The 22,867-nt window shown below is 29.8% G+C and carries 23 protein-coding genes; 9 read left to right on the top strand and 14 right to left on the bottom strand.

Annotated features, from left to right (window positions below):
• Positions 1–80 precede the first annotated feature (80 nt).
• On the top strand, positions 81–701 hold the full coding sequence (locus GQF29_RS09465; RefSeq protein WP_008790650.1) for a helix-turn-helix domain-containing protein: 621 nt from the start codon (positions 81–83) through the stop codon (positions 699–701).
• Here GQF29_RS09465 and GQF29_RS09460 read toward each other — a convergent pair.
• On the bottom strand, positions 687–2,690 hold the full coding sequence (locus GQF29_RS09460) for an AAA family ATPase (protein ID WP_054690356.1): 2,004 nt from the start codon (positions 2,688–2,690) through the stop codon (positions 687–689). The genes GQF29_RS09465 and GQF29_RS09460 overlap by 15 nt on opposite strands.
• 1,542 nt (positions 2,691–4,232) lie before the next feature.
• Here GQF29_RS09460 and GQF29_RS09455 point away from each other — a divergent pair.
• The 5 genes from GQF29_RS09455 (at position 4,233) to GQF29_RS09435 (ending at position 7,133) form a co-directional block, all read left to right on the top strand.
• A complete protein-coding gene (locus GQF29_RS09455) occupies positions 4,233–4,907 on the top strand; it encodes a hypothetical protein (RefSeq protein WP_008790654.1) in 675 nt (224 codons plus the stop codon).
• An 8-nt stretch (positions 4,908–4,915) separates the two neighbouring features.
• Entirely contained in the window at positions 4,916–5,218 is a 303-nt protein-coding gene (locus GQF29_RS09450) for a transcriptional regulator (RefSeq protein WP_008790655.1), read from the top strand.
• On the top strand, positions 5,215–5,817 hold the full coding sequence (locus tag GQF29_RS09445; protein ID WP_008790656.1) for a hypothetical protein: 603 nt from the start codon (positions 5,215–5,217) through the stop codon (positions 5,815–5,817). Before GQF29_RS09450 ends, GQF29_RS09445 begins: the two co-directional genes overlap by 4 nt.
• A gap of 215 nt (positions 5,818–6,032) precedes the next feature.
• On the top strand, positions 6,033–6,938 hold the full coding sequence (locus GQF29_RS09440) for a hypothetical protein (RefSeq protein WP_008790657.1): 906 nt from the start codon (positions 6,033–6,035) through the stop codon (positions 6,936–6,938).
• A gap of 3 nt (positions 6,939–6,941) precedes the next feature.
• Positions 6,942–7,133: a hypothetical protein gene (locus GQF29_RS09435; protein WP_017143975.1), complete on the top strand. Its 192-nt coding sequence runs from the start codon at positions 6,942–6,944 to the stop codon at positions 7,131–7,133.
• Between the two features lie 536 nt (positions 7,134–7,669).
• Here GQF29_RS09435 and GQF29_RS09430 read toward each other — a convergent pair.
• From GQF29_RS09430 to ychF, 4 genes are all read right to left on the bottom strand, one after another.
• The gene (locus GQF29_RS09430; protein ID WP_008790658.1) at positions 7,670–8,164 is read right to left on the bottom strand and encodes an ATP-binding protein; all 495 of its coding nucleotides are present in this window, start codon (positions 8,162–8,164) and stop codon (positions 7,670–7,672) included.
• A gap of 52 nt (positions 8,165–8,216) precedes the next feature.
• Positions 8,217–9,203, bottom strand: a complete 987-nt coding sequence (locus GQF29_RS09425) for an ISL3 family transposase (RefSeq protein WP_017143977.1) — start codon at positions 9,201–9,203, stop codon at positions 8,217–8,219.
• A 134-nt stretch (positions 9,204–9,337) separates the two neighbouring features.
• Positions 9,338–10,090, bottom strand: a complete 753-nt coding sequence (srtB, locus tag GQF29_RS09420) for a class B sortase (RefSeq protein ID WP_008790660.1) — start codon at positions 10,088–10,090, stop codon at positions 9,338–9,340.
• A complete protein-coding gene (gene ychF / locus GQF29_RS09415) occupies positions 10,090–11,190 on the bottom strand; it encodes a redox-regulated ATPase YchF (protein WP_008790661.1) in 1,101 nt (366 codons plus the stop codon). Before ychF ends, srtB begins: the two co-directional genes overlap by 1 nt.
• Positions 11,191–11,306: 116 nt before the next feature.
• On the opposite strand from ychF, the gene GQF29_RS09410 reads away from it, so the two are divergent.
• From GQF29_RS09410 to GQF29_RS09400, 3 genes are all read left to right on the top strand, one after another.
• A complete protein-coding gene (locus GQF29_RS09410) occupies positions 11,307–11,780 on the top strand; it encodes a phosphatase PAP2 family protein (RefSeq protein ID WP_054690067.1) in 474 nt (157 codons plus the stop codon).
• A gap of 90 nt (positions 11,781–11,870) precedes the next feature.
• Positions 11,871–12,290, top strand: a complete 420-nt coding sequence (locus tag GQF29_RS09405) for a MarR family transcriptional regulator (protein ID WP_008790663.1) — start codon at positions 11,871–11,873, stop codon at positions 12,288–12,290.
• A 1-nt stretch (position 12,291) separates the two neighbouring features.
• Positions 12,292–13,131, top strand: coding sequence for a DegV family protein (locus tag GQF29_RS09400; protein WP_008790664.1), 840 nt, complete (start codon positions 12,292–12,294; stop codon positions 13,129–13,131).
• A gap of 430 nt (positions 13,132–13,561) precedes the next feature.
• Here the strand turns inward: GQF29_RS09400 and fsa are convergent, their stop codons facing one another.
• From fsa to GQF29_RS09355, 9 genes are all read right to left on the bottom strand, one after another.
• A complete protein-coding gene (fsa, locus tag GQF29_RS09395; protein ID WP_008790665.1) occupies positions 13,562–14,215 on the bottom strand; it encodes a fructose-6-phosphate aldolase in 654 nt (217 codons plus the stop codon).
• Positions 14,216–14,301: 86 nt separating this feature from the next.
• Positions 14,302–14,601: a PTS sugar transporter subunit IIB gene (locus GQF29_RS09390; protein WP_008790666.1), complete on the bottom strand. Its 300-nt coding sequence runs from the start codon at positions 14,599–14,601 to the stop codon at positions 14,302–14,304.
• A complete protein-coding gene (locus GQF29_RS09385) occupies positions 14,601–15,881 on the bottom strand; it encodes a glycoside hydrolase family 140 protein (protein WP_008790667.1) in 1,281 nt (426 codons plus the stop codon). Before GQF29_RS09385 ends, GQF29_RS09390 begins: the two co-directional genes overlap by 1 nt.
• 1 nt (position 15,882) lies before the next feature.
• Positions 15,883–17,295, bottom strand: a complete 1,413-nt coding sequence (locus GQF29_RS09380) for an L-fucose/L-arabinose isomerase family protein (protein ID WP_008790668.1) — start codon at positions 17,293–17,295, stop codon at positions 15,883–15,885.
• 4 nt (positions 17,296–17,299) lie between these two features.
• Positions 17,300–18,751 carry an FGGY-family carbohydrate kinase gene (locus tag GQF29_RS09375; RefSeq protein ID WP_008790669.1) on the bottom strand — a complete coding sequence of 484 codons (1,452 nt, stop codon included), beginning with the start codon at positions 18,749–18,751 and terminating at the stop codon, positions 17,300–17,302.
• Positions 18,752–18,754: 3 nt separating this feature from the next.
• The gene (locus tag GQF29_RS09370; RefSeq protein ID WP_008790670.1) at positions 18,755–19,690 is read right to left on the bottom strand and encodes a transketolase family protein; all 936 of its coding nucleotides are present in this window, start codon (positions 19,688–19,690) and stop codon (positions 18,755–18,757) included.
• Positions 19,674–20,504 carry a transketolase gene (locus tag GQF29_RS09365; protein WP_008790671.1) on the bottom strand — a complete coding sequence of 277 codons (831 nt, stop codon included), beginning with the start codon at positions 20,502–20,504 and terminating at the stop codon, positions 19,674–19,676. The genes GQF29_RS09370 and GQF29_RS09365 overlap by 17 nt, the downstream gene beginning before the upstream one ends.
• Positions 20,505–20,565: 61 nt before the next feature.
• Positions 20,566–21,420 (bottom strand): alpha/beta hydrolase, encoded by an 855-nt coding sequence (locus GQF29_RS09360; RefSeq protein ID WP_008790672.1) that lies wholly within the window; start codon positions 21,418–21,420, stop codon positions 20,566–20,568.
• A 2-nt stretch (positions 21,421–21,422) separates the two neighbouring features.
• Positions 21,423–22,694 (bottom strand): PTS sugar transporter subunit IIC, encoded by a 1,272-nt coding sequence (locus GQF29_RS09355; RefSeq protein ID WP_008790673.1) that lies wholly within the window; start codon positions 22,692–22,694, stop codon positions 21,423–21,425.
• Positions 22,695–22,867: the final 173 nt, after the last annotated feature.

The following is a 22,867-nucleotide window of genomic DNA, read 5'->3' as shown; positions in this document are numbered from 1 at the left end:
TATCACTTGTGTTTCATTTTTGCAACTCATTCATTGCAAAAAAGTAAAATATATCATATAATTGAAAAGAAGGTGAAAATATGAGTCTAGACCAATACATGAAGAATATCAGAAAACAACATAATCTTTCCAAACGTGAATTTGCAAAACAACTGGGTATTTCAGCAGCCACAATTGTGAGAATTGAAAATGGTATAACAGTTTCACCATCAAAAAATTTAATTTCTAAACTCGCTTATTATCTTCAAAAAAGTGAAGTTGAAATCTTACAAGATATCCAAAGTCAACCTTTCTTTGAAAATCAGACTGCTTTTCTTTATGGAAATTATTTATATATACAGGGATGGTTTATCCAAAATCTATATAGTCACATAAATCCCAATGGTGAAAAATTACAATTTGCTATCAAAGCAACAAAAAAAAGAGAACCTCAAAATATCATGGTTGTTGACCAGATAGATTCTCTTTTAACCAAACAGGAAGACATTCAGGATACTCTTGCGAAAGCTATTTTCAAAATCACAAAACTCCAAGATGTCTCTATTAAAACTTATACTATTGTTTTTAAAACTAGCCAAAGAGACATTTACTATAAAATGGCTTCCCTTCAACTTCAACATTTATCATTTAAAATTTATTTAATCTTAATAGACACACAACGTTTTCAAATCATAGAAGAGTATTGTTTAACGACTATTTGATACAAGATACTTCTTCATCTTTGAAAGCAGATGTCTGGCACCTAAAGTTGTATCATAATCAAGCAAGATATCATGAATCATTTCATCAGATAACTCAACAGGTGCATTCTTTTTTAAGATTTCTTTTAAATCTTTTTTCTTTAACATCTGATAAGGAACAATCTCATCAATACGATTCATAAATTCTTGAGAAAAGACATCTTTAAGACTTTCTTGTGAGAATGTCTTCTTCTTAAACCCTACACTTGGTTGATTATGAGAGGAAACATTTGATGTCATTATAATTAAACTATCTTTAAATGAAATCTTATGATGATGATTGTCTTTTATTACACCCTCATCAAAGACCTGTAAAAATAAGTTCATCACAGTAGGATGAGCTTTTTCTATTTCATCTAATAACAAAATTGTATTAGGTTTTAAGATGATTTCGTGCAAAACTGATGAATGGTCATCATATCCTACATATCCAGGTGGAGACCCAATGATTTTAGAGACACTACTTGGTTCACTATATTCAGACATATCTAATTTTACAAAATTACGATTTAATAATTTTGCTAAAGACTTAGCAGTTTGTGTTTTACCAATTCCACTTCCGCCTACCAACAAATATATTCCACTTGGTTTTTGAGGATGAGGATATTGAAATAATGATTCTAATGATTCAACAATTGTATGAATCGCTTTATCCTGTCCAATAATTTCTTGTTTCATTTGTTCTTCAAGATTTTGGTATGAAAAAGAAGTTGTCAGTGACATTCCTGTCATCTCTTCTATAACTTTTTCAATATGTTTTTTCTGTAAACTTTTTTCTTTTAAGAAAAGAGCTTTGACACATGACAAGTCTAATACATCTAAAGCTTTATCAGGAAAAACACGTTGAATTAAATATTGATCACATAACTCAATAACATCATCTATATTTTGTTCACTGATTTGAACTTGATGATAATTTTCATACTGAGCTTTTAATCCTAATAAGATACGTCTTGTTTCCTCTTTAGAATTTTCATTTAATTTAATAACTGCAAATCTCCGATTCATGGCCTGATCTTTTTCAAAATACTTGTAGTATTCTTCAATCGTTGTTGCTCCAATAATCGTTAAATCTTTTCTTGCTAAGTACGGCTTGAGAATATTAGAAGCATCAATAGCTCCTTCAGCTCCACCTGCACCAATCAAATTATGAATCTCATCAATAAATAAGATAGCATCCTTAGCCTGTATTACTTTATCAATAATCTTCTTGAATTTTTCTTCAAATTCACCACGATATTTTGTGCCTGCAACAATACTTGATAAACTTAATTCATAAATAACTTTATCCTTTAAAATAGCAGGAACTTCATGACTATTAATCTTTAATGCAAGTTTTTCAACTAAAGCTGTTTTACCAACACCCGCTTTACCAATAAGTAAAGCATTATTTTTTTCTTTCTTACAAAGAGTTAAAAAAAGTTGTTCTAACTCCTTGTCTCTTCCAATCATTAATCTTTCTTGTTTTTGAACAAGATGATTAAAATTCGTTAATTCATGAATGAGATCTAATTCATGGAGTAAAGATTTTTCTTCACTAAGTTCCTTTTTGATTTCATCAAAGGGAACATGATATTTGTTGAGTAATTCTACTGCTACACTTTCTTTTTGTAGTAACATAGCAATTGATAAAGTATTCAAAGAAACTTTACTTTCTTTTTTCGCTTCACTCATACTCATAGCATCTTCTAAAATCTTCTTTACGACTTCACTGTACTCCATATAAAAAGGTTGAATATCTTTTTCACCAAACAACCTTACAACATCCTCATATATCATTTCATCATCAACATGATACGTCTTTAATATCTTAGAAAAAGGACAATCTTTTATCTTCAAAAGAGATAAGAGAAGATGTTCACTTCCTACACTACTATGTCCTAAATCAAAAGCAATACTCTCTGCAATGACAATTGCTTTTTGCGCTTTCTCATGAAATTGTGTGAGCATACTACACCTCTTTTCCTTTCTATCATATGAACTCTCTTTGAAATTATTAACACCATTTCTTATATTTAATCAATTTCATAACGATTTGTCTCTTCCGAAAATTTTCTTCAACAAAGAATGTTTCTATTCCTCAATGAACAAAACATCTTTTTATTTTATATGATTTTTTCTAAATACATGAAAAATCCTATAATTATAAACATAAAACTCACCTTAAATGCAAACATTGCACTTATACTTGATATACAATGAAATTTCTCTAAGATTACTAATACACATTGAATCATAATAATGGAATCACAAGTATCTAAAAAATTAATAATCTTCGCTGTTGAACATAAAATTTTTATATTTTCTTATCTAACCTAATGCATAGATAGCAATACCTATTTTATAACACTACTCATTAGCAAAACATGTTATCTTCAATCTCTATGTTTCATGTAATCACATTTTTATGTTAAGTGTAACTTGCAAGAATACTACATAGACTGTTTCCTACCCCATTGTTTTTTTATGATATTATTATATTAGTTACTTTTTTGATATTTATTACTACATTAATATCACAATTATGCAATATTTCGTATTTTGGCTCACTCTCTTATGTTTAGGTCTTTGATTCCCTCATTAATTTATCCACATATATGACATTTCTGTGAATTCGTTCCACCTATTAACTCTAATGGACTTCTTTTCTGAATGTAAATCTGTTTTAAATTACACCTCTAAATCAAGATAAACACTGCCTTGTAAATACGGAGACAAGTGTAGGAACATTGCTATATCAAACTCATTCAGGTATAAAATACCATCTTAATCAAAAAGAATAAGTCGTTGTGAATATAAATATGGAGTAATCACAAGGAGAAAGAATGAACACTTGATTCAAAACAAACTATATTATCTGAAAATGAGAATATGCAATCATGAGTAAATGAATAAATTCTTTACTTTCTAATTACGTACATACTATGTGTGAAGAATAAAATGATTAAAAGAATAATTACAAAGGCAGTTATTGTATCAATATTTCTTATAAACGTTAATGACATTTTTGCTAAAAAAGAGAAATTTAAAACATTTAACTATAATTTAAATAGTGAAAACAAAAAAAATATTCTACTTATATAATAATGGTGAATTAGTGATAACACTTATCAAGAAGAAAATAACTGGTTTTGATAGAATCATCAAAAATAGTATATGAAGAGAAGGATGGTGGAACACTATTTTTGTAACAAATATAACTAATTGTAAATCTACTTCTACAGGTAATTCCCAAGCTTCTATATTATTTTATTTATAAGTAAAAAACTAACTATTGATGGTTTATATTATTCGCAGTACACTCATAACAAGCGTTTATTTAAGAGCACAAATGGTGGATTCTAATTTATAAGTAATAGTAAAAAATATATAAACTTAATATTTCATATACATAATGATATCAAGATTCTTATTTTATTATAGAAAAATAAGAATTATTATATTATAATATTTACAATAAAAAGTTTACTAAAAAAGGAGTAATGTTAATCTATGGATGAATATAAAAAATATTTAAATATCATTGAACAAACTATGAATGATACAAAATATATTAAAGATTCATATCAGCCTACTTTTGGTATTATAAAAATACTAAAATATTGGTTTATACTATATTTTTTAAGTATTCTATCTTTTTTTTGTATTGATAAAATAAATATGTATTATGAACTATACAATTATTCCTCATTTTACACCATATATAATGTGTATAGGATAATAATTTGTATTGCTATTCCTACTCTATTATTATTTTGTGTGTTAAAATCTGAAATTTCAGTAAAAGAAAGAAGGTATTTGAAAATATGGCTAATCTTTCCTATATTTTTTTGTTTGGATAATTGCCTTTCAAGTTTTTCCTCTCTTTTGAATGCTGAAACAATGATTTCTTTTTATCAATCATTTCCAATATCTGGAATTATTAATATAGTATTTTTATTGTATTTATATTCTTATTTCAAATATAAAGGTATTTCAGTATTGATTATAATGTATATAATATATTGTGGCTTTTCGTTTTATTATTTATCAATTTATTTGAATTTAATAGATGCTAGTTTGATTCAAACAAACCTTTTTATGATATTAAATAATATTCAATCATATAGAATCATTGAAATTCTCTCTTTATTAATATCAATTATTGTTATAAAAAAGAAAGAGTAATATTAATAATGAAAAATAAAATCATAAATTATTCTAAAGTATTTGAATCAATAATTAGAGTGCAAATGATATCTAGTTTATATATTTCAAGCCTTACCTATAATGAATTAAAAGAAGTATGCAACTGTAGTGATGGTAATATGGCAACGCATACAAAAAAATTATTGAGTGAAGGCTTTATATTAACAAATAAGGAATTTGTCAATAACAAACCTCAAACCACTTACAGTTTAACTGAAAAAGGGAGAGAAGAATTTGTAAATTATATAAAATTATTAAATAATGTAGTCAACCAGGAGGATAAGATATGAAAAAAATTATTACTATAGCTTTTCTATTTATTTCCATTTTATTTAATCTCAATTATGTAAGTGCATACTCAAGAGAATACAAATGTGAACTTAATCTCTATACTCAAGAAATTGAAAAAATCAATCAAAAATATAATACAAACTACTATATTTTAGATGAAAATGATTTTCTCAATAGTGAACTAAAAGAAAAATTTAGCTCAAATTATAAACAGTATATTAAGTTTATTACTACACAAGATATTGGATCATTTAAAAAATCATTGATTGATGAATTAGTATATACATCAGAGAATGTTATTAATACAAAAATATGGATTAATTCACGTTCTACTATTGGATCAAAAACAATGTTGTTCTTTAATGGAAATAATAAAATGACATTAAAATATAAATATAGTGGTTCTAAATTCGATACAAGTTATAAACCAATCGTTACTGTATCACGAGTAAGTAGTATAATGTTTTTTGAAATGAGTAGTTATTCTGGGCAATTTTTGAATTCTAACAAGACATATAGGGTTATTGCAAAAGGACGAGTAATTACAACAACAGGTATTGCTAATAATAAATCATATACAGTAAACTTTAATCTTTAATTTTTTAATAAATTTCTCTATACAGATAGAGAAATTATATTTTTAAAAGTACTTTTTAATAAAAAGTACTTTTAAAAAACAAGAAAATTTGATATAGTTTATATATAGAGATAAATGATGTATGGAGAGGAGCTGAAATACAATTTAATACTATCTTCTAATAGTTAGGGAAAGGTATTATATCAATATTTCATATTGATATATAGGGATCACAAATGAAAAAATTAGGAAAATATTTAAGTATTGTTTGTACTATTTGTTTAATGATAAGTCCTATCTCATCAGTAAATGCAAAAACCAATGAAGAGTTACTAGAGTATGAAATATCAGAATTAGAATATTTCAAGGAATTAAAATCTCAAACAAATGAGGAATTAATTTCAAAAGGAATGACTCCTGATCAAATAAAATATATTAAAAATTTTGATTTAATTAGCGAACTACAAGAAAGAGCAAAACTTAGTAATGAACAATTAAAAGATATGGGTTATAGTGATAACGATATTAAACAATTAAGAGTTAGTTTAAGCAAAAAAAATATAAACGAAGATGAAATAATTAAAGAAATCCGTGGAGCGACCCTTAATCTAGTATTAGGAAGTGCAATAGCATCTAAATCTAAATACACATTTAATTATTCATTTAGATGGTCATCATGTCCAATTTTTATCCAAGATGATCTTTTAGCAGCAACTTGGTCAGCAACTGGTTCTAATGGAAGTCCTGTAAATGTCGCAATCAATAAATCATCATCATTTCTTACTGTAAAATATAAATCCACAGGTGGAGCACCAAATATGAAAGACACTACTTATAAATGGAATCCTATTCACGAATATAGAGCTGCAAAAATCCAATTCGATATGGGGTATAATATGGGAAGTGGTATGTCATATTGGACATATTATGGATCTGGAAAGCTAGTATTAGATGCAGTTGTATCCAATACAATTTATGAAGTTTACCTTAAATTTGGATATGGTCATAGTGTAGTAACTGGAACTCCATCTGTTTCTTTTTCTGGATCAGGACCAAGTATTGGTATGAGTTTTGGATGGACAACCCAAAATGAGGAAACATACTCTGTACGATACAGATATGACGGACACAAGGTGAGCTAAATTATGGAACAAATAAAAATATTGCTTTTAGGGATTGGAATTTTACTCTTCTCTATTTGCAACTATATAGTTGGTTATACAACCGATGCAAATATGTATATGTTTTTAGGACTTTTTATGGAAATTGTTGGTATAATTATTCTGTTAATAGGTTTTTTTAAAAAAAATTCTAGTGAACCTACTAAAACGAAATAAAAATGAATTAAATAAGAATAATTCACCAGTCTTTGTTCTATACTAAAACTGGATAGGAAAATAATTGGTTCTTACTCGTTTTTGGGTAAAAGGAATATCTGAACAGTACAAGCAATTGTACTGTTTTTATCTTTTTAATAAATCTGATAAATTAAAATCAATATTATTCATTAAAAATGGGACATAACATTTCCTATGAATATTTCAGTCTATTGCATGCACTATGTTAATCAAATGATGATAGTGTGTTAATTAAAGTGACAAAATTATATTTCATTGAAAAAGAATGTTTAAATTTGTTTTCAAGTATATAAAAGTGAGGATTCAAATTTCATTAGTTAATACAATGATTTTGAATTCTCTTTTTTTGTAATTAGTTTAAATCATGGGCGAATATGCACTATGATTATCTTTAAATATTCTAATTACTCATTTTCTCTTACTCTCATCGATTTAGAGCCTTTTATATGAATCAGATAGGAGTTTGCAATTATTCTATCGAGAATGACATCGGCTACTGCACCACCACCTAAATTCTAATGCCATCCCTGTGGCAGAAACTGTGATGCAAATATTGTTGAATGAGTATTATATCTCAATTCAAGTAATTCCAGTATATCTGACTGCTGAGCAGTCGTTGTTGGTGTCAATAAAAATTCATCAATGATAAGCAGTTCAATTCTTGACAATGCTCTTAGCTTCTTTTTATAGTTATCTTTATTTCTTGCCTGATCTAAATCATACAGCAGATCAGGAAGTCTTATATATCTAACATTGATTGCTTTCTTGTATGCTTCATTGCCCAGGGCAGAGACGTAAAATGTTTTTCCGGCACCTGTTGCTCCAATCACAATAATATTAAGATGATCATGAATATAATCACACGATGCTAGTTTCGCTGTCATAACTTTATCTATTTCTCTATCAGGATAGAATCTAATATCGCTGACTGTGGCATTTGACATCTTAACATTTGATCTCCTTTGAATATATTTCTTGACAGTTAGCTGCGACACTTCAAATTCAACCATTATTGTCTTGTATCTCTTTTTATTCAGGTCGGTTCATCTTCTCTGTATATCTCTAATTAATCTTTGTTTTTTTATGGCTTTCTGCATGTCTTTGATGGGACTTATCATTCTTGTCAGTACAGCTTTTATCAAAGTCTATGATATTTCCGCTTTCATCAACTGGTTCACTGTTATCATAATTCAATTTATTCAGTTCATCAGAACTAGGAGCAATTTTCAGTACTGCTTCTTTTTTTGGCATCTCATCCATGATTTTTCCATCTTTTATGAATATCATTTCTGGTATTTCTTCCTTGAATATTTCTTTCATTCTATCAATAAGGTTCTGAAGAAGATGAAAACGGTTAGCTATCTGTATACATTCTGGCAGAATCTCATTAATTGCAGAAGCGTAGGCACTGGCTCTGTCACGAGTCGCTATTTTTATCTTCTTATGACTTTCTAGCCATTTTGTTACCGTTTCCTTGTCTCTTCCATCAAGAAGTGCAATCAGATGATGTTCCTCCATATCATAGACTGCAGTTGCATATGTTTGTCCCTTTCTTATAGCCACATCATCAATACCTACCTGCTCAACATCATAATGATCTTCAATGACAATCTTATCCAGTACTCTTTTGATGGAATCATTACTGATTGTTACCCCTAGCAGTCCTAATACTTTGCTTGCACCTTCATTGCTCACAAACATGGAAACAGCCAATATCAGGCAGTTAAGTTCATCGGTTCTTCTTTGATAGGAAGTCACGAATGGGAGATTCTGCATAATGACCTTCCTATCACATTCAATATTCGTACAGTTGTACTTATAGGTAATGACATCCAAACAAGTTTTTTTGCCTCGAATAGGGTAAGTCTGTATGACTCTGTGATAAGTATTATGAAGTGTATATGTAGGAGCACCACAAACAGGACATACATCATCATGAGAAGTCGCCTTGACATAGATAATTATTTTATCGGTATCTTCTTTCCAGTCATAGACAATAAAGTCATCACCAAACAACTTTTCATTTAAATCAATTTCATTATATTTCATGAATAACACCATCCTATATATCTATTATATCAAAATACCCAAATATAAGAAATAGATATCCAGAAAAAAACAGTACAGTTTTTTGTACTGTTCAGATATTCCTTTTACCCAAAAGTGAGTAAAAACCAATTTAATTACTTGCCTCCCACTCTTGACACAGAAACATCAGTCTTTACATTTTCTTTTAATCTTCCATAGACAACATAACGATTGTCAGTGCCATTATAGCATGTACTTAGCATTGCTAAAGGAGCTTCTTTATCACTCACTTCTTTATACACTTTAGCAACATCCTGAATACTTTCTATATATTTTTTATAATTGATTCCTTTAGCATATAAATCACTATTTGCATCAATAATTGTAGAAGCAAATGCATCATAAATATTAACAGTTCCATCAGGTAAGTATATATAGATCAATGAATGTTCCTGAAAATAATCATTCTCTACAAAATATCTTAAATCATGAAAACGAGAACCATTTTTCATATTATGGCCATAAATAATTGTATTATCATCTTTAAAATCTTTTTCATTGATTTTATCTATAAAAATAGCCCCAGCTTTATTGCTTTTCTTATATATATCAGTATAAAGATAACTGTCATTATCTTTTCCTTTTAAAATAGGTTCATCTATCTTTGTATCAGGAATATATAACCAGCCAATAACATCACTATTGTTTTTTTGTAATTCTTTAAAATGAATAACTCTATGAAGGGGATCTTTATCATCTTGAGGTTCTTCTACATAAGTATCAACAATATCATTTGTTTCTTTTTCTATCATATAATAATCATAGAAAATCTTACCTAATTGAAAAGCAGAAAAAACAAAGACACAAACACTAATAACAAGAATAACTTTTCGTATTTTTTCTTTCATTAAACATTAAACTTGAAGAACATAATGTCTCCATCTTTCCCTACATATTGTTTACCTTCTTGACGAATTTTTCCTGCTTCTCTTAAAGCTTGTTCACTACCATATTTTATCAAATCATCATAAGCATAAGTTTCAGCCTTAATGAATCCTTTTTGGAAATCTGTATGAATAACACCAGCCATTTCAGGTGCTAACATGCCCTGTTTGAATGTCCATGCACGAACCTCATCTACACCTACAGTAAAGAATGTATTTAAACCTAACAATGCATAAGCTTCTTTAATTAACTTATCTAAACCACTTTCATCAATTCCAAGATCTTGTAAAAACATATCTTTTTCTTCTTTATCCAGCCCTACCAATTCACTTTCAATTTTTGCACAAATTGGAACAACATCGCATCCTTCTTTTGATGCATAATCTTTCAACTCTACATAATATGGATTGGCATCTGGATTTTCTAAATCTTCTTCACCTAAATTTGCAACATAGATTAAAGGTTTCATTGTTAACAATGTAAATTGCTTAACAATATCCATTTCATCTTTACTATATTCCATAGTGCGTGCCGGTTTTCCAGCTTCTAGAATGTCTTTAAGGGGAACTAAAATATCTAATTCTGCCTTTGATTCTTTATCTCCTGATTTTGCTTTCTTTTCAATCTTACCTATTCTTTTTTCAACAGTTTCTAAATCTGCAAAGATTAATTCTAAATTAATTGTTTCAACATCTCTAATTGGATCTACATCACCATCAACATGTGTAATGTCTTTATCTCGGAAACAACGAACAACTTCACAAATAGCATCTGTTTCTCTAATATTCGCTAAAAACTTATTTCCTAAACCTTCTCCTCGTGATGCTCCTTTAACAAGTCCAGCAATATCTGTAAATTCAAATGTTGTTGGAACTGTCTTTTTAGGCTTACAAATCTTTGTTAATTCTTCTAAACGATGATCAGGAACTTCAACAACACCTACATTTGGATCAATAGTTGCAAATGGATAGTTTGCAGCTTCCACTTGTGCGTTTGTAATTGCATTAAATAATGTTGATTTTCCTACGTTTGGTAATCCTACAATACCGGCTGTTAATGCCATAAATTATCACTCCTTAACTTCCTATACATTTTATCTAAAAACACTCTAAAATACAAGTGATTTCTATTTGTCATCATCTGTCGTTTTGGTTATAATAAGAAAGAAAGGGTGGGATTATGGAAAAATTCTATGTTGCAATGTTACAATATATACGTAAATCAGCTTTTTTACAAAGAACAATCATTGCGATTACTCGCTATTTTCCAATGATTACTTTTATTCTCTATCCTTGTGTTCTCTTGTATTTATTTATTTCAAAGAGTCCTTTCCTCTTTGAAACGATATGGAAACCCTTTGCTGCTTTTCTTGTTGTAACAGTATTCAGGAAAATTGTGAATCGTCCTCGTCCTTATGAGACAATGGATATTAAACCTTTAGTAAGGCATAAACATGGTGAGTCTTTTCCTAGTCGTCATACTGTAAGTGCAGTGATTATTGCTTTGGTATGCTTTCATGTGAATATCTATTTAGGTATATTTGCGCTTATTGTGGCTATGATAATGAGTATATGCCGCATTCTTGCAGGTGTTCACTTTATTAGTGATGTTTTGGTTTCTGTGATTATTGCTACACTTTTTTATTTTATTTAATTCAAATATTTTAATTATTTTATTGACAATCATAAAAAATCTATTATACTGTACTTAAAATATTTTAAGTATCATCAAAGGAGGTGTACTATGTTAAGTAAAGAATTCCAAGCAGTTTATAACATCTTCAAAATGAATTTCTATGCATCTATGTGTGCGAATTCAAAAGAATTAACTATGCAAGAAGCATTTAGTTTAGACATTATATATATGTTAGATAACCCTACTATTTTAGATTATGCAAAATATATGGGCATTTCTCAACCTAATGCAACTTATAAAATCAATCAAATGATTGATAAAGGTTATTTAACAAAAACAGTCTGCAAAGAAGATAAAAGAGCTTTTCGTTTAAAAGTCACAAAGAAATTCTTATCTTGTTATCGTGATAACGATCGCTATATTAAAAAGACCCTTGGTGATATTGAAAATATGTTTAGTCGCGAAGAAGTTGAACTTCTTGAAAAAATGTTAAGAACAGTTCAAGAGAATATGACACAAGGAGAATAAAATGATTAAAATTATAACTGATTCAACATCTGATATAGATGTTACTTATGCAAAAGAATTAAATATTGACATTGTTCCATTAAAAGTGATTATTGATGGTAAAGAATATAAAGACCGAGTTGATTTACAGCCTGATCAGTTCTATAGTTTATTAGAAAAAAGTGAAGTTCTGCCAACAACATCGCAACCTTCACCACAAGAATTCCTAAACTACTATGAAGAAGCCAAAGAAAAAGGTGATAGTGTCATTGTTATGACACTTTCTGGTACTATTAGCGGAACTTATCAAAGTGCTAATATAGCAAAAGATTTAGCTGAATATGAAAATATTTATGTTATTGATAGTTTAAATGCAACTCAAGCTTTAAGACTTTTGGTATTAAAAGCCGTTGCTTTACGTGAAGAAGGAAAAGACGCAGAAACTATTTTCAACGAATTACAAGCTTATAAAGAACGTGTACGTATTGTCGCATTTGTTGACACTTTAGAATATCTTTGTAAAGGTGGAAGAATGTCTAAGACAGTTGCCGCAGCTGGAACACTTCTAAAAGTAAAACCAATTATTGGATTACGTGATGGAAAACTAGAAATGTTCTCTAAAGCAAGAGGGGCTGTGAAAGCCACTGCAAAAATCATTGAATTAATACATGAAGATGGTGAAATTGATTTCAAAGAACCTATTTGTATAGGATATACAGGTAATGATGAGGGCTTAGAAAAATTTGAGCAAGCATTGCGTGATGAATTTAAGTTTGAGGATGTTCTTCATGGTTTTGTTGGTCCAGTCATTGGAACACATGCAGGTCCAGGAGCTCGTCTAATTGCATATGTAAAAAAATAGTGAAGGAATGTAACTGGAAGTAAGAGAATACAATAAGGATCTGCTTCTAGTTTTATTTTCTAAAAAACACAGTATTTAAACTGCATTTTTAATAAATTATAAAACGATTTTTAATTCAATTTTTCTTTTTTAGTTCTATTTGTCAAAGTACCAATTTAAATTAACCTATGAACCATTTGCAGGCAGATTTCTGCCTTTTTACTTTATGGAATTTCTTATGCTATCAAATACTTTTTTAAAATCAATCTAAAAATCATATCTTCTCATCTTTTATGGTATTTTATATCTCATATTGCTCTTCACATAGATTTATTATTAAATAAGTTTTCTTTGAATATAATGATGCAGTCAATCATCTTATTACATAGTAGAGAAAGTTTAACTCTATACAAATTAAAAGCAATACTCTTATATCTTCTATTACCTAATTTTATTCTCCAAATACAGCAATATAATCATTTTTGAACTTTTCTAATCCTTTGTCTGTCAAAGGATGTTTAACCATTTGTTCAATAATGCTATATGGAACAGTTGCTATATCAGCACCAGTTTTTGCACATCCAATAATATGATATGCATTTCTTATGCTAGCACAAATGATTTGCGTTGATAAATTGTAAATTTTAAATATTTGAGCAATATCTTTTATTAATTGTAACCCATCCATAGAAATATCATCTATTCTACCAATAAATGGTGAAACATAAGTAGCTCCTGCTCTGGCAGCAAGTAAGGCTTGAGGGACTGAGAAAACAAGTGTTAAATTTGTTTTAATACCTTCCTTCGATAATACATGACAGGCTTTTAATCCTTCTGGTGTTGTTGGCAATTTAACAACCATATTGGGATGTAAACTAGCAATACTACGACCTTCTCTGATCATATCTTTGGCCTCTTCTGTTGTCGGCTTGACTTCTCCACTTATTGGACCATCAATAATTTGTGTCATTTGTTGAATCATTTCTTTAAAATCTTTTCCTTCTTTTGCAATTATAGATGGATTTGTTGTCACTCCGCAAATAATTCCAAATTCATTAGCCCTTTTTATTTCCTCTATATTTGCACTATCTAAAAATAATTTCATATGAACCTCCAAAAATAGGATTATGCGTTCTCTTTGCTTTAAGGGAAGAAAATCATATAGAAGAAAACTTATAATCCTTTTTTATACTAGTATATTTGATTTTTAATCATCTCAAGAATATTATCAATATTTAATTGTTTATAATCTTTATTATCTATTTTTAAAACATGTTTATCTGAATACATTTGTTGTATTTTATCATAATTAAATCTCACCTGTGGTGTGAGTAACATAATTGATGTATCATCTGCATACCTTGCCACATCACAAATTGAACAAGTTATTAAATTATAGCCATTCAAATCATTTTCAACTATTCTATTTAACTTTTGTGCTAATAATGATGATGTTACTCCACTAGCACATAACAATAAAATATTACTCATTATTTTCTCCTAATAATATAAAGCACATCATGTTCAAAAACGTGCATATCCAAATAACAAATATCCTTGTGATTGTATATTCTTCCACATTCTCTATGTAGTGTATTTAAATCAATGATTGTGCATTCATCATCTTCTGAAAAATGATAATTCAATTTAATTGTTGTATTTTCTGGAAGGTAGATCATCATCAATTTTTCATCTGGAGTACAAGCTACCCTAATTTCTTCTGTATTATTCAACAAAACCTTCTGCTTTGAAATTAATTCAGTAACCTGGAATTCATTAAAAATATGTTTAATATCCCCATATTCCCATGCCCCTGGGTAATGAATTGCCTGTTGCCATGGATTAGGCATATCAAATCCCTCACCTATTGCTGAACCAAAGTTCTTACCATAAATATGCCAACTATAGATACCAGCTGCGCCATATGTTATACCTGAACAAGCTCCTGAAAGTAAACTTTGCCAAGCTGCACGTCTAATATTGAAACGATGATGTCTACCATAAATTCTTCCTGAAGAACCCATTTGTTCATAACAAGGTTCTGAATTAATTAATGGTTTTCCTGGATAATTTTCAACAAAATATTCAGGTAAACGATATGTCATACATAAATTTTCTGTTTTTGCATTATGGCCAGATTGAAACATATAGAAATCCATTCTATTAATCATTTCTTCAGGTATTTCCATTAAGCGTCCTCTTACATGTAATGTCTGTATACATTGAGGAGCAGCTTCCCTTAATAGGTCACTTGCTTTATTATAATAGTTTCTTGTTATTTCTTCATTTAAATCAGTATCTCCACTAATAATATAGATGGGATTAAATTGTGTAAATGTTTCATCAACTTTTTCAATATATCTATCAACACAATCAAATGGCATTGTATTTAATGGTAACATATTGTTTGCCCATGTTTTTGGTACATAGTTACACCATAATGCAACTAATGCTAATTCAAAATTATACTCTTTAGCAATTTCACACATTCTTTTCGCATGTTGAAAATAATCATCATTAATTTTTGTAAAGTCATACCCTCCATCTTCTTTTAATACATATGGTACATAATTTAAATCTGTGCCACTAGCATCCCATTGGGGAAGTATGTTAATTTGTAATACATTATATCCCTGTCTTTTACGATATTGTAAATAGTAATGCCAATCATTTTCAGGAATGTTCGTAAAAGCCGACCAACATGTATCTGCTAGGTAAAAGAATGGTTTTCCATCTTTAATAAAATTTTTCTTATGAATTGTTAATGTCATATTATTCACCCCTTATAATTGCTGCTAATGATTCTTCATCTCGATCATAAAGATCAGGAATTAATCCATCTATATAATGACATGCATCATAGATTTGTGGCAATATATTTTCATAAATACCTACACAATGATGTACATATGGTCCTTTTACAAGTTTATCTTCAAGTTTCTTTAAATTGTTTACTTCAATCCATACATATGTTCCTTGATTAAATGGTCCTTCTACAGTATGAGCTTCTCCCATAAGCATAGAATATTCTCCATTATCACCATCAAATCTTAAGATACTCACTTGACCTTCTTTCATTTCACCATGTAATGATCCAGGATGAGAATGATGAAAAGCAAATGGAGCTCCTAATTTTGGTTTTTCTTTCATTAATGAAATTGGCCAAGGTCCACAATGTTGTAATAATTCAGCATTATCATTTGTTGGATGTGGAACTGTCCAATCAGCAAAGAATGTCACGTTATTCTCTAATGATGCTGCTTGTGCCATGATTGCCGTAATAGCCCCATGGATATCTGTTTCACAAGTCACTGGAAATCTTTCATCTGTTAACAAAGCATTTGCTGCACATGGGAAAATTCCTAAAACACCTTGCATGGCATTCCAGCATTGAATAGCCGCCGCTTTACAATGATATCTATCTGCTAAATTTTTAATTGCACATTTTAATGCGGAAACATCTTTAACCGCTTGATCATTAATTCCTACAACTGTATTTTCTTTCAAATATACCATAGTTTTATGCAAAGCATCTCCATCTTCTTTTTTTATACGATCCATTTCCTCTTTGATTTCAGATAAATCTATTGGATGAATTTTAACATTAAATCTTTCTAATAATTCACCTTCATTAACCATCATCGTCCAGAATCCTGCTGGTCTTGTAGAGATTTGTAAGATAGTCAGATCTCTCATTTCTTTAACAATATTAGCAGTTGCTAGAAATCTAAATACCCCCTCTTTAAATTGTTTATCTTTTAAACGACACATTGTTAAATAAGTAAATTTGACCGAAAACCTCCTTAGAACTTTACCAGTTGCAAACAAACCACATTGAGAATCTCTTAAACGTGCACCATCAGATAATGGTTCTTCATCTCTTGGACCCCATATTAAAGTCGGTAAATTCAGTCTTTTCGCAACCATAGCTACCAAATATTCTGTACCAAAATTACAATGTGGGAAGAATAACGCATCTACTTTATTCTCTACCATTTTATCAACAATTTTATCTATATCATTATCATCAAATAATAGACCTTCTTCATTGATATCTTCAATATCAACAATATCAATATTCCAACTTTTTAGTTTTTCAAGAATTAACTCTTTATATTTAATAGCATCTTCTTTACTAAAAATATCTCTCCTTGTAGGAATATACCCTAATCTTACTTTATTCATTTTGTCACCTTTCTTTCTCACTCATAGCAAGAACACCTTCAACAGCATAATGCCACCCTTCAATATTTTTAATTCTATCTTCTTTAGACATATTTGGATAATATGTTTTTTGAACATTTATCAATTTCTCTTTACTTAATAAACGGGTTCTGGCAATTTCATAAGCTCCCATTGCTGATAAATCACAATGAAGACTTACACCAACTTCCATATTTAAAATATCAGATAAAAATTGTAATAATCCTTCATTAAATACTGCCCCACCATCAACATTTAATTTTTGTTGGGAATCATACATTAATGTCGCAGCAGCATCAAAAATCTGATAAACAATTGACTCCAATCCCGCTCTGAGTACATGATTATAAGTGTGGCTTCTAGATAATCCGCTGATACTTGCTTTAGCATGATTAGACCACCAAGGAACTGATAAACCAACAAAGGCTGGAACTAAATAAACGCCATCATTATTTGGAACTTTATCCCAAATATCATTTAATTCATCCTCTTTTTTAAACAAATGCATTTGATCTTTTAACCAGTTTAAAGTATCACAACTACAATTAATAATGGCTTCTCTAGCATAAGTCACTTCTTTATCTAAACACCAGGCTATAGCTGAAACAATACCTATCATTTTCTCTGGTTTTTCATGCCCGCTATTCATTAACAAACTTGAACCCGTACCTAATGTAACTTTCATTGCCCCACTTTCAAAACAATGTTGGGCATACAATGATGCTTGAGAATCGCCAATAATACCGCATATTGGAACTCTATATGGCAATAACCCTTCAATATCTGAATAACCAAATATATCGTCATTATTTAATATTTCTGGTAATAGATATTGGGGAATATCAAATATTTGGCACAACTCATCATCCCATTTTAACGTTTCAATATTCATCAATAAAGTTCTTGAAGCATTTGTAACATCGCTAACATGTTTTTTGCCATGAGTTAATTTATAAATTAACCATGATTCTATTGTTCCAAAAGCATATGAACGATTTTTATCTGGATAATGCTCTAAAAGCCATTTTAATTTTGTTGCTGAAAAATATGGATTGATTTTTAAACCTGTTAACTCTTCTACTCTTTCATCATATTTTGATAATTCATCACATATTTTTAAAGTTCTTCGACATTGCCAGACAATAGCATTTGTAACAGGTTCTTGTGTGATTTTATCCCACAATACAGTTGTTTCTCTTTGATTTGTAATTGCAATACCTACTATGTCTTGAAATAATTTAGAATGTTGCTGCTTAATATTTTCTGTTGCTGTAACTAAGTTATGATAAATTTCACTAGCATCATGCTCTACCCAGTTATTTTCAGGGTAGTTTTGTTTATGTTTAATTGATTTTGAAGCATGGATCTGGCCCATTTCATCTATTAAAAATACTTTTGTTGAGAATGTGCTTTGATCAACAGTTAAGATATATTTCATGTTTTAACCCTCTAACATTTCCTTAGCCATACATGCTATATTTTCTTTTGTTAAATCATAATGATCAAACAATTCTTGTGCTTCGCCAGTTACTAATGTATCATCTGGTAATGCTACTGTTTTCACTGGACATGGATGATTTGCACAAACAATTTGGCTAACTAAGCTTCCTAAACCGTTATAAATACTATGTTCTTCAACAACTATGATTCCTTTTGTTTCATTAGCAGCCTTAATAATAACTTCTTTATCTAATGGCTTAATAGTATGCATATTAATAACTCTAGCATGTATTCCTTGAGTTTCTAAAATCTGGCCTGCTTTATCAATCACATTTACCATATCCCCATAGGCAATCAGAGTTATATCATCACCCTGTTTTAAAATATTCGCTTTCCCAATTTGATAATCAAAATCAGTATGACTATAAACATCATCAACTGGATTACGACTTACTCTTATATATACGGGTCCTTCAAATTTTTGTAATGCATCCATCATTTTTGCGGTCTCATATCTATCAGCAGGTGCTATAATTGTCATGTTTGGAATTGCTGCAAGGACTGCAATATCTTGCAATGAATGATGTGTCATTCCTAATGCTCCATAACTTACACCTGCACTAATTCCAATTAATTTAACATTTGTTTTTGAATAGGCAACATCAACCTTAATTTGTTCAATTGAACGCATTGTTAAAAAGCAAGCTGGCGAAGCTGCATATGGTTTCAATCCTGCATAAGCTAGTCCTGCACTAACACCAACTAAATTTTGTTCAGCAATTCCAACTTCAATAATTCTATCTGGATATTGATTAGCAAATGGAGTTAAAGAAGCTGACCCTCTTGAATCACTTGTCACTATACAGATTTGAGAATCTTTTTTTGCATATTCTAATAATTTTTCACAGATAACTGCTCTATTAGATATTCTGCTCATTTTTAGCTTCCTCCAATTCTTTTAAGCATGTTTGATATTGTTCATCAGTAATAACACCATGATGCCAACTTGCCTTGTTTTCCATAAAAGATATCCCTTTACCTTTTATTGTATTTGCTAGAATAAGAGTTGGTTTATTTTTAATCTCTTTTGCTTTTTCAAAAGAATCTATAATTTGGTGATAATTATTTCCATCAATCTCTAATACTTCAAAACCAAATGATTGCCATTTTTCTTTTAAATTCTCTAACGCCATTATATCTTCAGTATTACCACTAATTTGAAGCCGGTTTCTATCAACAATCGTACATAAATTATCTAATTGATAAAATGCTGCTGCCATTGCTGATTCCCAAACTGAACCCTCTGCCAATTCACCATCGCCCATTAATACATATGTGCGATAATCTCTATTCATTTTTTTGGCTGCAATGGCTATCCCAACACCTAAAGCCAAACCATGTCCTAATGCCCCACTGTTCAGTTCAACTCCCTTTACTTTAGAAGAGGGATGCCCAAAATATTTTGAACCATATTTACAATATTGATTTAATTCATTAAAGTCAAAATATCCTTTTTTAGCAAGTACGACATATAATGCTTCAGCAATATGACCTTTACTCAATATAAAACGATCTCTATTTTCTTCATTAAAATGAACTGGGCTAACATTCATAACATGGAAATACAAAACATTTAAAAGATCTATTGAAGATAAAGAGCCACCAACATGTCCTGATTGTGATTGATAACATAAATCAATAATATCTTTTCGTAAATCATAAGATTGATTTTTTAGAATCTGCAAATCCATTTTACCCTCCTTACTAAGAAAGTCTAAGAATTCAAACTATTCCTAGACTATATTCTTATACCTAATCTATATAATCAGATAACCATTCCTCACATAGTTCAAACCAATGAATAACATGGTTATTATGATGACTGGCTTTTCGTGAAGTTGTTCTATCACATAATGCTAAACCATGTTCTCCTTTTTCAAATATATGTAATTCAAATGGAACATTTTTTTCTTTTAATTTTGCTGCTAATTCAATAGATGCTGATACATCAACCAACACATCTTCAAATGTATGCCAAATAAACATAGGTGGTGTATGCTTATCAATATAATTTAATATATTATATGCTTCAACCTCTTCATCCGTAGGGTCCTCCACTCCAAAGAAACGAACATTTGCAGTATTAGGATTTTCAATCAACTGATGTGCAAACCCTAAATCATCTACTGCAAACTTTTTACTTTTAGCAGCCGCATAACAAGGAATAGCCAAATTAACCTTTAACATATCACTTGTCGTATTTAATTCTTTAGCCAACCATTCTTGATGCCATCTTGTTGCCAACTGAACAGTAAGATGTCCACCAGCAGAAAATCCACATACAATAATATTATCTGTATCAATCAACCATTCTTCTCCATGTTCTCTTATATATTTAATAGCCATAGCCCCCTCTATTAAAGCATTATGGGGAACATTTGTAACTTGGTCCATGACTGTATACCATAAAACTCCACTATTGAATCCAATACTATTAAATTTTAGGGCAATTGGTTCTGCTTCCCGATCACTCGTAAAGGCATAACCACCACCAGGTATAACTAGAACAAATGGTCGCTTTTTACCAACGTTATATTCTTGGGAATTATTTAATAAATAAGTCTCTAAATAAGCTGTTTTATTCAATTGTATTTTTTCACTTATCATACTTATTCTCCCGTAACTTCTCCAGAGAGCTCTAGTTCATAATCTTTTTTATCAGATAACTTAAAGAATGGGAACCAAATAGCTACTCCTATTGCAATACATATAATTTGCAATATAGCGTGTTGCCATCCACCAGCCATGAATCCATTAAGTAATATTGGCATGCCAAATGGAACCTGAATACCTGTTAATCTTGGAACAAGACCAACTGCAATGGCTGCATATGCCACTAAAATTTGAACTAATGGTGTTATAATAAATGGAATAGCCATAATTGGATTTAATATCAATGGATAACCAAATACTACTGGTTCATTAATTGTAAAACAGCCTGGTACAATAGCCAATTTACCTAATGTTTTATTCTTTTTCGCTTTAGCAAATATTAAGATAACAATTAATAATGATAAAGTTCCACCTGCTCCACCAATACCTGCATATAAACCATAGAATGTCTTACCTAGAATATGTGGCAATTCGCTATTTGATAAACCTGCTGCCAATGCATCCATATTTGCAGTATCCATTGGTAAATATAATGCTGTAATAAAACTTCCAACTACTAAAGAACCATGGATACCAAAGAACCATAAAATCATCTGAATAAATACTATAAATACTAATGACCAGACATTTCCACTTAAACCTTGTAAAGGTATTGCGACAACTGAGTAAATCATTTGTGCAAATGAACCATAGCTAGTTAAACCAAATAAGAAACTGGCAACCATAGCAACTGCTCCTGAAATAATTGCAGGAAATAATGTTTGAAAACTTCTTTGAACAAACCCAGGAACACCTTCAGGCATTTTAATTGTTAAATTTTTCTCAATACATAAAACATAAATTCTTGTACACACTAATGAAGCAATCATTGCTGCAAATAAGCCTTGAGCAGATAACCATGAAGTATCTAGAGCCCCCTCATTTAATGGCGTTAAAACCAAGAATGAAAATACAGAAATCAATCCTGCTGCAATTCCATCTTGCTTATATTGAATTGCTAATTGATATCCAATACAGAAACATGAATATAAAGCAATTAAACTCGTTGTTAATGTTGAACCCGCTAATAGCTTTGCTTTAATTCCCAAATCAGTTATCAAACCTTGCCATGCATCAATTGGTAACACTGCTAATAGTAACGCAATTGATCCTATCATCAATATTGGTAATGTTTGCATTAATCCTTGGGAAATGGCTGTTAAGTATTTATTACCCTGAACTTTACCTGCAAATCCCAAAACCTTTACCATCAATTCATCTTTGTTCATTTTTTAATTTCCTCCTCATACAATATCATTTTGTTTTGTTGCAAACCTACTTGAAACCCCTTACTTCGACTTTATTATATACTTCACAACTAAATTAAGTCAATACAAAAACTAAATATTTTTAATTTATATACTAAACATTTACTAAATAATTAGTATTTGAGCTTGATAAA

Source organism: Coprobacillus cateniformis, assembly GCF_009767585.1.
Classification (GTDB): Bacteria; Bacillota_I; Bacilli_A; order Erysipelotrichales; family Coprobacillaceae; genus Coprobacillus; species Coprobacillus cateniformis.
The sequence above is the reverse complement of the archived record's forward strand: the minus strand, read 5'-3'. Positions and strand labels throughout refer to the sequence as shown.

Coding starts and splice junctions, on each gene's coding strand:
- GQF29_RS09445 (WP_008790656.1), top strand. CDS start 5,215: ATGAAAAAAATTATTACTATAGCTTTTCTATTTATTTCCATTTTATTT.
- GQF29_RS09405 (WP_008790663.1), top strand. CDS start 11,871: ATGTTAAGTAAAGAATTCCAAGCAGTTTATAACATCTTCAAAATGAAT.
- GQF29_RS09440 (WP_008790657.1), top strand. CDS start 6,033: ATGAAAAAATTAGGAAAATATTTAAGTATTGTTTGTACTATTTGTTTA.
- GQF29_RS09355 (WP_008790673.1), bottom strand. CDS start 22,694: ATGAACAAAGATGAATTGATGGTAAAGGTTTTGGGATTTGCAGGTAAA.
- fsa (WP_008790665.1), bottom strand. CDS start 14,215: ATGAAATTATTTTTAGATAGTGCAAATATAGAGGAAATAAAAAGGGCT.
- GQF29_RS09430 (WP_008790658.1), bottom strand. CDS start 8,164: ATGGTTGAATTTGAAGTGTCGCAGCTAACTGTCAAGAAATATATTCAA.
- GQF29_RS09390 (WP_008790666.1), bottom strand. CDS start 14,601: ATGAGTAATATTTTATTGTTATGTGCTAGTGGAGTAACATCATCATTA.
- GQF29_RS09410 (WP_054690067.1), top strand. CDS start 11,307: ATGGAAAAATTCTATGTTGCAATGTTACAATATATACGTAAATCAGCT.
- GQF29_RS09455 (WP_008790654.1), top strand. CDS start 4,233: ATGGATGAATATAAAAAATATTTAAATATCATTGAACAAACTATGAAT.
- GQF29_RS09435 (WP_017143975.1), top strand. CDS start 6,942: ATGGAACAAATAAAAATATTGCTTTTAGGGATTGGAATTTTACTCTTC.
- GQF29_RS09360 (WP_008790672.1), bottom strand. CDS start 21,420: ATGATAAGTGAAAAAATACAATTGAATAAAACAGCTTATTTAGAGACT.
- GQF29_RS09400 (WP_008790664.1), top strand. CDS start 12,292: ATGATTAAAATTATAACTGATTCAACATCTGATATAGATGTTACTTAT.
- GQF29_RS09450 (WP_008790655.1), top strand. CDS start 4,916: ATGAAAAATAAAATCATAAATTATTCTAAAGTATTTGAATCAATAATT.
- srtB (WP_008790660.1), bottom strand. CDS start 10,090: ATGAAAGAAAAAATACGAAAAGTTATTCTTGTTATTAGTGTTTGTGTC.
- GQF29_RS09365 (WP_008790671.1), bottom strand. CDS start 20,504: ATGGATTTGCAGATTCTAAAAAATCAATCTTATGATTTACGAAAAGAT.
- ychF (WP_008790661.1), bottom strand. CDS start 11,190: ATGGCATTAACAGCCGGTATTGTAGGATTACCAAACGTAGGAAAATCA.
- GQF29_RS09460 (WP_054690356.1), bottom strand. CDS start 2,690: ATGCTCACACAATTTCATGAGAAAGCGCAAAAAGCAATTGTCATTGCA.
- GQF29_RS09375 (WP_008790669.1), bottom strand. CDS start 18,751: ATGAAATATATCTTAACTGTTGATCAAAGCACATTCTCAACAAAAGTA.
- GQF29_RS09370 (WP_008790670.1), bottom strand. CDS start 19,690: ATGAGCAGAATATCTAATAGAGCAGTTATCTGTGAAAAATTATTAGAA.
- GQF29_RS09425 (WP_017143977.1), bottom strand. CDS start 9,203: ATGAAATATAATGAAATTGATTTAAATGAAAAGTTGTTTGGTGATGAC.
- GQF29_RS09385 (WP_008790667.1), bottom strand. CDS start 15,881: ATGACATTAACAATTCATAAGAAAAATTTTATTAAAGATGGAAAACCA.
- GQF29_RS09380 (WP_008790668.1), bottom strand. CDS start 17,295: ATGAATAAAGTAAGATTAGGGTATATTCCTACAAGGAGAGATATTTTT.
- GQF29_RS09465 (WP_008790650.1), top strand. CDS start 81: ATGAGTCTAGACCAATACATGAAGAATATCAGAAAACAACATAATCTT.